The sequence below is a fragment of the Bacillus sp. EE-W1 genome (genome assembly GCF_009760835.1).
In the GTDB taxonomy this organism is placed as follows: Bacteria; Bacillota; Bacilli; order Bacillales; family Bacillaceae_G; genus Bacillus_A; species Bacillus_A wiedmannii.
The window spans coordinates 1-8,561 of record NZ_WIPE01000031.1 but is presented as its reverse complement, the minus strand read 5'-3'; the positions used below and the strand labels follow the sequence as shown (position 1 = coordinate 8,561).

The following is an 8,561-nucleotide window of genomic DNA, read 5'->3' as shown; positions in this document are numbered from 1 at the left end:
AACAATATTAGTATTGTTGGATGAGAAGGGATTTTAATTTCAAGTAAAGATATAGTTATAGTAATCAAACCAAGAAAAGAAATAAAATAAAGATAAGAACTAGCAATCTTTTCTCTCATAAAGATAGAATTTACATCCTTCAAAACAACCCCTTCTTTCTTTATAAAAACTTTATTTTCTCTATTATCTAATAAAAAACCGGCACTGGCAAAATGGAAGAACCTCCACTAGCCAATCACCGGCTGTGTACTGCACCTAAAAAGGCAAGACACAATACTATTATTATAAATCGCTTTTCTTAAATTTCCTATTCATCGAATGATGTAATTATATGTGCCGCTAGGTTTACCCTCCTATAGTACAAAAGATATATATTAATATTGCCAATCTAATATACGCTTTCTTCCCATTCTCCTAATTTTCATTTTCTTTAAGTATAGAAGATAAAAAAACAGAATTTTCAATCCCACCGAATAATCCAAGCATAAATTTCTCACAAACAACAAAAATTAACTGAAGTGACTTTATTCTAAAAGAGGTGGAAATTATGACAGAGCCTAAAGAACAAAAAGAGAGTAAAAATCAAAAGCATATGTTTCCATCACTTCCGGAGAACATTAATTACATTGAAAACAAACTTTCCCATTCAGACGATATAAAAAAATTAGATATCCCTTTTCAAAACGGAAAAGGAACGATCATATATATTGAATCTTTAGCAGATCCAAATCTAATTCATCAATTAGCTCTTGAGCCATTATTAACGCGGTCGGATTTATCTTTAGATAAAGCTTTTTCTACGTTAAATATGAAAAAAGAAACGAATTTAAATTATGGGATACAACTTTTATTACAAGGTAAATCATTATATTTTCATGAACATGTCGTTAGTTTTTGTATTTTCGAAACAGCTTTATCTTTAAAGAGAGATATAGCAGAGCCTGATAATGAAGGGGTTGTGCGCGGTCCACATACTGGTTTTGTAGAGGACCTAGCAACTAATTTAACCTCTATTCGTAAACTCATTAAGAGTTCAAATTTAGTTGTTAAGTATTTTACAATTGGTGAAGAAATGCACACGAAAGTAGCAATTGCTTATATGCAAAATATAGCGAATGACGATTTAGTTACAGAAGTGAAAAGAAGATTAGAAACGATTAAAACGGATGCACTTATGCCACCAGGATACATACAAGAATTTATAGAGGATACGTCTTTCTCGCCATTTCCGCAGCAATTAAATACAGAGCGTCCAGATAGAGTCGCAGCAAATTTAATGGAAGGACGAGTTGCTATTTTATCTGACGGAGATCCAACAGTGCTCATCGTACCTGTTACGTTATTCGCTTTTTATCAATCACCAGATGATTATAATAACCGCTGGATTGTCGGTTCTTTCATCCGAATGATTCGCTTAGTAAGTTTTTTAATTGCCTTTCTCTTGCCAGCTTTTTATATTGCAACTGTCGCTTTTCATCCCGATGTGTTGCCGCTCGAACTTGTGTATACAATTAAAGCTTCATTAGAGAAAGTACCGCTTCCTCCTATTTTTGAAGCTCTCTTAATGGAATTAATCTTTGAATTGTTACGAGAAGCTGGTATTCGCTTGCCAAGCCGCGTTGGACAAACAATCGGTATTGTAGGTGGTTTAGTAATTGGTGATGCAATTGTAAAAGCTGGACTCGTTTCTTACACAATGATTATCGTTGTAGCTTTAACTGCAATTTCATCTTTTCTCGTTCCATCAAACGATATGAGTTCAGCAGTTCGAATTCTTCGTTTTCCATTAATGCTCCTTGCTGCTATATTCGGATATATTGGAATATCATTCGGTCTAATTATAACTTTCGTTCACTTATGTCAGCTTCATTCTTTTCATACACCATATCTTTCCCCTGTTGCCCCGATGCGGATTAAAGATATGAAAGATTCTTTCGTAAGACTACCAATTTGGTCATTTTGGGAACGACCACATGATCCAAAACCGAAAAAAATGCAACGACAACATGTAACGAGAGAGGATGAGGACGGTGACAAACACGCAAAGTAAAATCTCGCTAGTTCAATTTACCTTTTTCGTTATTCAATGCCAAATCGGAGTTGGTATACTTTCTCTCCCTAACCGTCTTCACCCAATTGCTAAAGGTGGTGGATGGATTTCTGCACTCATCGCTGGACTTGCAATTCAACTTATCATTTTACTTATGTGGCTTTTCTTAAAACGATTTCCTGATGCAGATATGTATGAAAGTGTTTGTATGCTATTTGGTAATAAGTTTGGAAAACTATTAGGTTTTGCTTATGTTTTTTATTTTACCCTTATCGGTATGACGGTTATGTTGAATGTTTGTAATGTCGTTAAAGTTTGGATATTACAAGCAACTCCGTGGTATGCCATTCTTATGTTATTTACAATAGCTTGTTGTTATGTAGCTTATAATACGTTTAAAGTCATCGTACGATTTTATGTCATGGCCTCTATTCTCATTTTACCTATGGCGCTTTTAATTGCCCTAGGGCTTTCCCGAGCTGATTTTTCTTATATTTTTCCCATTACAGAGGCTGGATGGTGGAATATTATTCAAGCATCGAAAGAAACAATTACAGCCATGTATGGTTTTGAAATTATTCTTATCGCTTTCCCAAAAGTAAATGGGAATTCTGTGGCAAAACTGAAGGCCATTTCTATCGCTAATGGATTTGTAACTCTTTTTTATACTTTTACTGTTTGGATTTGCTTTATCGTATTTAGTCCAAAACAAATTGAACTTATCCCAGAGCCAGTTGCTTACTTATTACGCTCCTTGCATATCGGGATTATAGACCGGACTGATTTACTATTCATTCCAATATGGATGATAACAGTTGTGGCTTCTATTGCGAGTTATTATTGCGCTGCTTCAATCGGAATTAGACATATCTTCAATCTTGCTAATCATAAAAAGGCTGTTCCAATCGTTGGTATTATTGCTTTTAGTGTAGCCCTATTTATAGATACACCTGAAGAATTAAAAGTAATTGCAACTTTCACTGATAAGTTCACCTATATTTTCATCGTTGTCCTCCCTCTTTTATTTCTACTCTATTCAGTAATAAGAAAGAAGAAAGGAGAACAGTATGTTCAAAAAAAGATTTAAATTACTTTTTATATTATGTACTAGTTCCCTCCTTTCTGGCTGTTGGGATCAAGAACCATTAAGGGAAGCAAGGTTAGCTTATAGTATTGGATCTGATATTACAGAAGAGAATAAACTCCAGCAAACAATCGAGCTCGTAAAAAGTTCGAGCGGAGAGCAATCTTCATTCGAAAATGAAATACATTCAGCAACCGGGCATAACATAAGGGATACAAGCGATGCCCTAAAAAAAAATGTGACTGGGAATATTCGCTATTTCAAATATGGTGTTCAATTACTAGGAACCAAAATTCTAAAAAAAGGTATACTACCCTATTTAGATGTCAGCTTTCGTGACCCAACAAACCCAACTGCTTTAGTAAAACTTATTGCAGTAGATGGTGAAACGTCCGAGATACTCGAAAAAAAGAAAGTAGGAAATTTACTAATTGGAGATTTTCTAAAGAAAAAAGTGAAAAGCTTAGAAGATATGAGTGTATTTCCAAAAGAAACTTTAGAAACAGCTGCTACAAAAATGTTAGATCCCGGTAAAGATTTCACCCTCCCGTCTATAAAAATAAAAGGAAAAGAAGTAATTACAAACGGGTTAGCTTTATTTAATAATGATAAATTAACTGGGCATTTACCTTTGAAACATTCTGTTTTATTCGTGTTATTAACCGGAAAAATGGGAACAAGTGCCCGTATAACCCAAAAACTTACTAGCGATGAATCAGAGAAGACATCTGATTATTTAACAATGGAAATTAGCAATCGAAAGTTAAAACGAGACTTAAAAATAACAACGGATAAAAAAGGAAATGTTTATGCTCACATTAAGCTTCAATTAAAAGTTATAGCGCTTGAAGCTCCGAGAGATAATCTTTACAAAATGGATGAAAGAGCCAAACTAAACAAAGAATTGTCTAAACAGCTTACGAAAGAAGCTAAAAAGATAACGAAAAAGTTACAAAAAGCAAATTGTGATGCTTTCGGTATTGGAAGACATCTTATCGCTTATCACCCTGACTTATGGAAGAAAAAAAATTGGAATAAAGATTATGCAAAAGTAAAATTTAAGCCTGAGGTAGAGGTAAGCATTTTGTATAGTGGTGTCTTAAAATAAAAGGTTGTATGCCGCGCGGGCATACAACCTTTTATTTCGTATATCGATAGACAATTGACTCATATGGTCTTAAGTTAAGTTTTATAATATCCTTGCTGAAATCTTTATAATTCGACAGTAGTACTTCTTGCTTCATCCCATCTAATTGAACATGAGCTGGTACAGAGTACGTTATTTCTTCTCCATAGAAGTTATTAATAACAAGTAGCACTTCACTCTCTGTAGTACGAGTATATGCCCAAATCTTAGCATGATTTTCATCTAAAATAGCATATTCTCCTTCTGTAATTACATCATACGTTTTTCTAAGTTCTATTAACTTTTTATAATGATAAAATACAGACTCTTTATCTTCTAATGCTTTTTCTACATTAATCTCTTTATAATTCTCAGCAACTGAAATCCAAGGTGTACTTGTTGTAAAACCACTGTTCACCTTTTCATTCCACTGCATCGGAGTACGAGAGTTGTCACGAGATTTTTGTTTTAAAATCCCGATAATCTCTTCTTTTGATAATCCTTCTTCTAGCTTTATATCGTGTATATTTAACGATTCCACATCGCGATATTGCTCGATGGACTCGAATTTAGGATTCGTCATACCGATTTCTTCGCCTTGATAAATGTAAGGTGTTCCTTGCAACATATGCATAGCTGTCGCTAACATTTTCGCAGATTCATTTCGGTACTTTCTATCATCACCGAAGCGTGACACTATGCGAGGTTGGTCATGATTACACCAGAACAACGCATTCCATCCTCCGCCCTTTTGCATTTCAATTTGCCAATTAGACATAATCTCTTTTAATTTAATGAAATCAAAATCAGCTTGCGTCCACTTATCTCCATTCGGATAATCTACTTTTAAATGATGGAAACTAAACGTCATACTTAATTCATTACGCTCAGGGTTTGAATATTTAATACAATTATCAATTGTCGTAGATGACATTTCTCCCACTGTAATTACATCTTTCCCTTCAAAAACATTTCGGTTCATCTCTTGTAAATATTCATGAACGCGCGGGCCATCTGTATAATATTTACGCCCATCGCTTGTCGCCGTACTTCCGTCATCATTTAAGAACTGTTGATCTTTTGAAATTAAATTAATAACATCTAATCGGAATCCAGTTACCCCTTTATCAAGCCAAAAACGCATCATATCATATACTTCTTCACGAAGTTTTTTATTTTCCCAATTTAAATCAGCTTGTGTCTCATCAAATAGATGTAAAAAATATTGCTCTGTCTTCTCATCATATTTCCAAGCAGACCCACCAAACTTAGATTGCCAATTATTTTTTTCATCACGCCAAATATAGTAATTACGATATGGACTATTTTTATCTTCCTTTGCTTCCTTAAACCACTTATGCTCCGTAGAACTATGATTTACAACAATGTCGAGCATAATTTCAATGTTACGTGCCTTTGCTTCTTCTAAAAGCTCTTCAAACTCTTCCATCGTTCCGTAAGATGGATCAATACTGTAGTAATCACTTACATCGTATCCATTATCATTTTGTGGTGATTGGTATATCGGTGTTAACCAAATATAATCTACTCCGAGTTCTTTTAAATAATCTAGTTTCTCTGTAACTCCTTTTATATCACCGGTTTCTTTATTGTAATAGCTATTAAAGCTCTTCGGATAAATTTGATAAACTACACTTTTATGCCAATCCTTCATGTTTAACTTCCTCCTACTTCTGTTTTACTCGTTTTGCAAATAACCATGTTAACGTAAATGGGATTACAATCGCGATAATCATTCCTACAATAAACATTGGAATCGATTTCGGAATGATAGAAATAAATGCTGGTAATCCGCCAATTCCAATAGCAGGTGCTAATACACCATTTAACGTAATAAATATAGCTGCAATAGCCGATCCTATAATCGCTGCATAGAACGGGAATTTATTTCGTAAGTTTACACCAAACATAGCTGGCTCTGTAATACCGAAATATGCTGAGATTGCTGATGTAGATGCCATGCTTTTATCATTTTGATTTTTAGAAATCCAGAACATCGCAAGTGCCGCACTACCTTGCGCAATGTTAGAAAGAGCAATCATTGGCCAAATGAATGTACCACCGTGCTGTGCAATTAATTGTAAGTCGATAGCAATAAACATATGATGCATACCTGTAATTACAAGCGGTGCATATAATGCTCCAAACAATATTGCTCCAACTACTGGTACTGTTTCATATACACCTACTAATCCAGCTGTTAATAAATCTCCAATATGACGTGTAACTGGACCAATAATTCCTAATGCTAACACACCTGTTACGACAATCGTTGTAATTGGTACAACTAATAATTGAATTGCATTTGGTACATGTTTCTTTAAGAAGATTTCCACTTTACTTAATACAAATGCTGCTACTAAAACCGGTAGAATTTGACCTTGATACCCTACCTTTTCAATTTGAAATAATCCTAAAATATCGAAGTACTCAATCTTTTGTCCATCTAAACCAGTCGCTGCTTTTCCATAATCCCACGCGTTTAATAATGCTGGATGCACAAGCATTAATCCCATAACAATCCCTAATATCGGACTACCACCAAAACGCTTCGTTGCTGACCAACCGACAAGCGCTGGTAAGAATACGAATGCTGTATTCGCCATCATATTAATTAAATCCCAAAGCCCACTTAAGTTTGGATACACATCTAATAAATTTTCACCTTCAAAAAATAAGTCCTTTGCCCCTAATAGATTGTTAATTCCCATTAGTAAACCAGCTGTTACGATGGCTGGTAATATCGGCATAAATACATCTGAAAATACCTTTACAAACTTTTGAGCTGGATTTAACTTTTGGTTTCCAGAATCTTTTACATCAGCTACTGTCGCTTCCTTCATACCTGCAAGCGTTATCAATTCGGCATAAACTCGATCAACATCTCCTGGACCGATTACAATTTGAAATACTCCAGCGTTATGAAACGCTCCCTTCACTAATGAAACAGACTGTAATTTATCGTTATCTATTTTACTTTCATCTTTTAAAGCGATACGGAGCCTCGTTACACAATGCGCAGCTTGTTCAATATTGTCTTTTCCACCAATATACTGCAACACTTCCTCTGCTGTTTGACGATAGTCTTTCCCCATATTCCCGTCCCTCTTTTCTTTTTTTGATACCGTTTACAATTACATATTAACTCGTATATATAAGTTAGTCAACACTCGTATATACGAGTTTGTGATTTTTTTATAAAAAAAGAGATGAAACGTTATTTCGTTCCATCTCCTTATTTTCTCCGCGCCACATCCGAAAAATGAAAAATATCTAAACGATGGCGTGATTCTGTATATTCGAACTGACTTCCATCATAAAAATGCGTAAAGTTTTTCACAACGACAACATAGTCTGTTCCATTTAAATCTAAATACTCTCTATCGTCCTCTGTACATGGCTGCACTTCAATTACCCTCTGTGAGTAACTAATATGAAGACCTAATTCTTTCTCAATGTATTTATAAATGGATTCCGCTGCAATTTCACTCGTTAATCCAGGAATATATTCCGATACAAAATGATTAATATCCAAAATTACTTTTTCTCCATCAATATTCCGTACTCGTTTAATATGATCTATTTCTGTTTTCTCTTTCACATTTAATAGCTTTGCAACTTCTTTTGTCGCTTTTACTTTCTCCATTTCCACGACTTCTGTAATACAATGGCGTCCTAAACGTTCATTTTCTTCTTGGAAACTTACAATACCACCAAAGTTGAATTCAATGTTTTTTCGCTTTAAAACAAAAACACCTTTTCCATGTATTTTTTGAACATATCCACGCTCTTGTAATAAATCTACCGCTTTTCTTACCGTACCGCGGCTTGCTTCATACTGCTTCATTAATTCAGTTTCGGATGGGATTTTGCATCCCTCTTTTAATCGCTTATTATCAATAGACTTACTGATTTCTGTATAAATTTGTTCATACTTACTCATCATCTACAATAGCCCCTTGTCACCTTCTAATTCTATATGTATTATACCATGCTACACTCTTCTGCCAATCTCTCACTTATTTTCCAGTATAGGAAAAATACAGGTAAATATTTAATCTCTAAAACGTATTTTTATAAAAAATTTTATATTTTTCTTTTCATTCAAAAAAACATGTAGTATACTAACTTCAAAATCAGAGGAGAAAGGGAGCAAAGAACTATGCTTACTTATACAACAATTGTAGTTACATTTGCACAAAAACATCATCATCATACGTAACCCTTGAAACCTAGCGGAAAAATTACGCGTAGGTACAAGGGTTATTCCCGTTGTACCT

The 8,561-nt window shown here is 34.4% G+C and carries 7 protein-coding genes; 3 read left to right on the top strand and 4 right to left on the bottom strand.

Annotated elements, in window-relative coordinates; all coding sequences use genetic code 11:
• Positions 1-547: 547 nt before the first annotated feature.
• The 3 genes from gerKA to gerKC are packed head-to-tail and all read left to right on the top strand — an operon-like array spanning position 548 to position 4,242.
• The gene (gene gerKA / locus GFJ36_RS02725) at positions 548-2,050 is read left to right on the top strand and encodes a spore germination protein GerKA (protein WP_087983366.1); all 1,503 of its coding nucleotides are present in this window, start codon (positions 548-550) and stop codon (positions 2,048-2,050) included.
• Positions 2,031-3,137 carry a GerAB/ArcD/ProY family transporter gene (locus tag GFJ36_RS02720; protein WP_000185792.1) on the top strand — a complete coding sequence of 369 codons (1,107 nt, stop codon included), beginning with the start codon at positions 2,031-2,033 and terminating at the stop codon, positions 3,135-3,137. The genes gerKA and GFJ36_RS02720 overlap by 20 nt, the downstream gene beginning before the upstream one ends.
• Positions 3,118-4,242 (top strand): spore germination protein GerKC, encoded by a 1,125-nt coding sequence (gene gerKC / locus GFJ36_RS02715; RefSeq protein ID WP_000474009.1) that lies wholly within the window; start codon positions 3,118-3,120, stop codon positions 4,240-4,242. Before GFJ36_RS02720 ends, gerKC begins: the two co-directional genes overlap by 20 nt.
• A gap of 31 nt (positions 4,243-4,273) precedes the next feature.
• Here gerKC and treC read toward each other — a convergent pair whose 3' ends face one another.
• The 4 genes from treC to GFJ36_RS29290 form a co-directional block, all read right to left on the bottom strand.
• Positions 4,274-5,935, bottom strand: coding sequence for an alpha,alpha-phosphotrehalase (treC, locus tag GFJ36_RS02710; protein ID WP_087983368.1), 1,662 nt, complete (start codon positions 5,933-5,935; stop codon positions 4,274-4,276).
• Between the two features lie 13 nt (positions 5,936-5,948).
• On the bottom strand, positions 5,949-7,376 hold the full coding sequence (gene treP, locus GFJ36_RS02705; RefSeq protein ID WP_088082569.1) for a PTS system trehalose-specific EIIBC component: 1,428 nt from the start codon (positions 7,374-7,376) through the stop codon (positions 5,949-5,951).
• Between the two features lie 140 nt (positions 7,377-7,516).
• Entirely contained in the window at positions 7,517-8,227 is a 711-nt protein-coding gene (gene treR / locus GFJ36_RS02700; protein WP_088061842.1) for a trehalose operon repressor, read from the bottom strand.
• A gap of 108 nt (positions 8,228-8,335) precedes the next feature.
• Positions 8,336-8,561, bottom strand: a 226-nt coding sequence (locus GFJ36_RS29290) for a hypothetical protein (RefSeq protein WP_206752523.1), incomplete at its 5' end; no start/stop codon positions are given.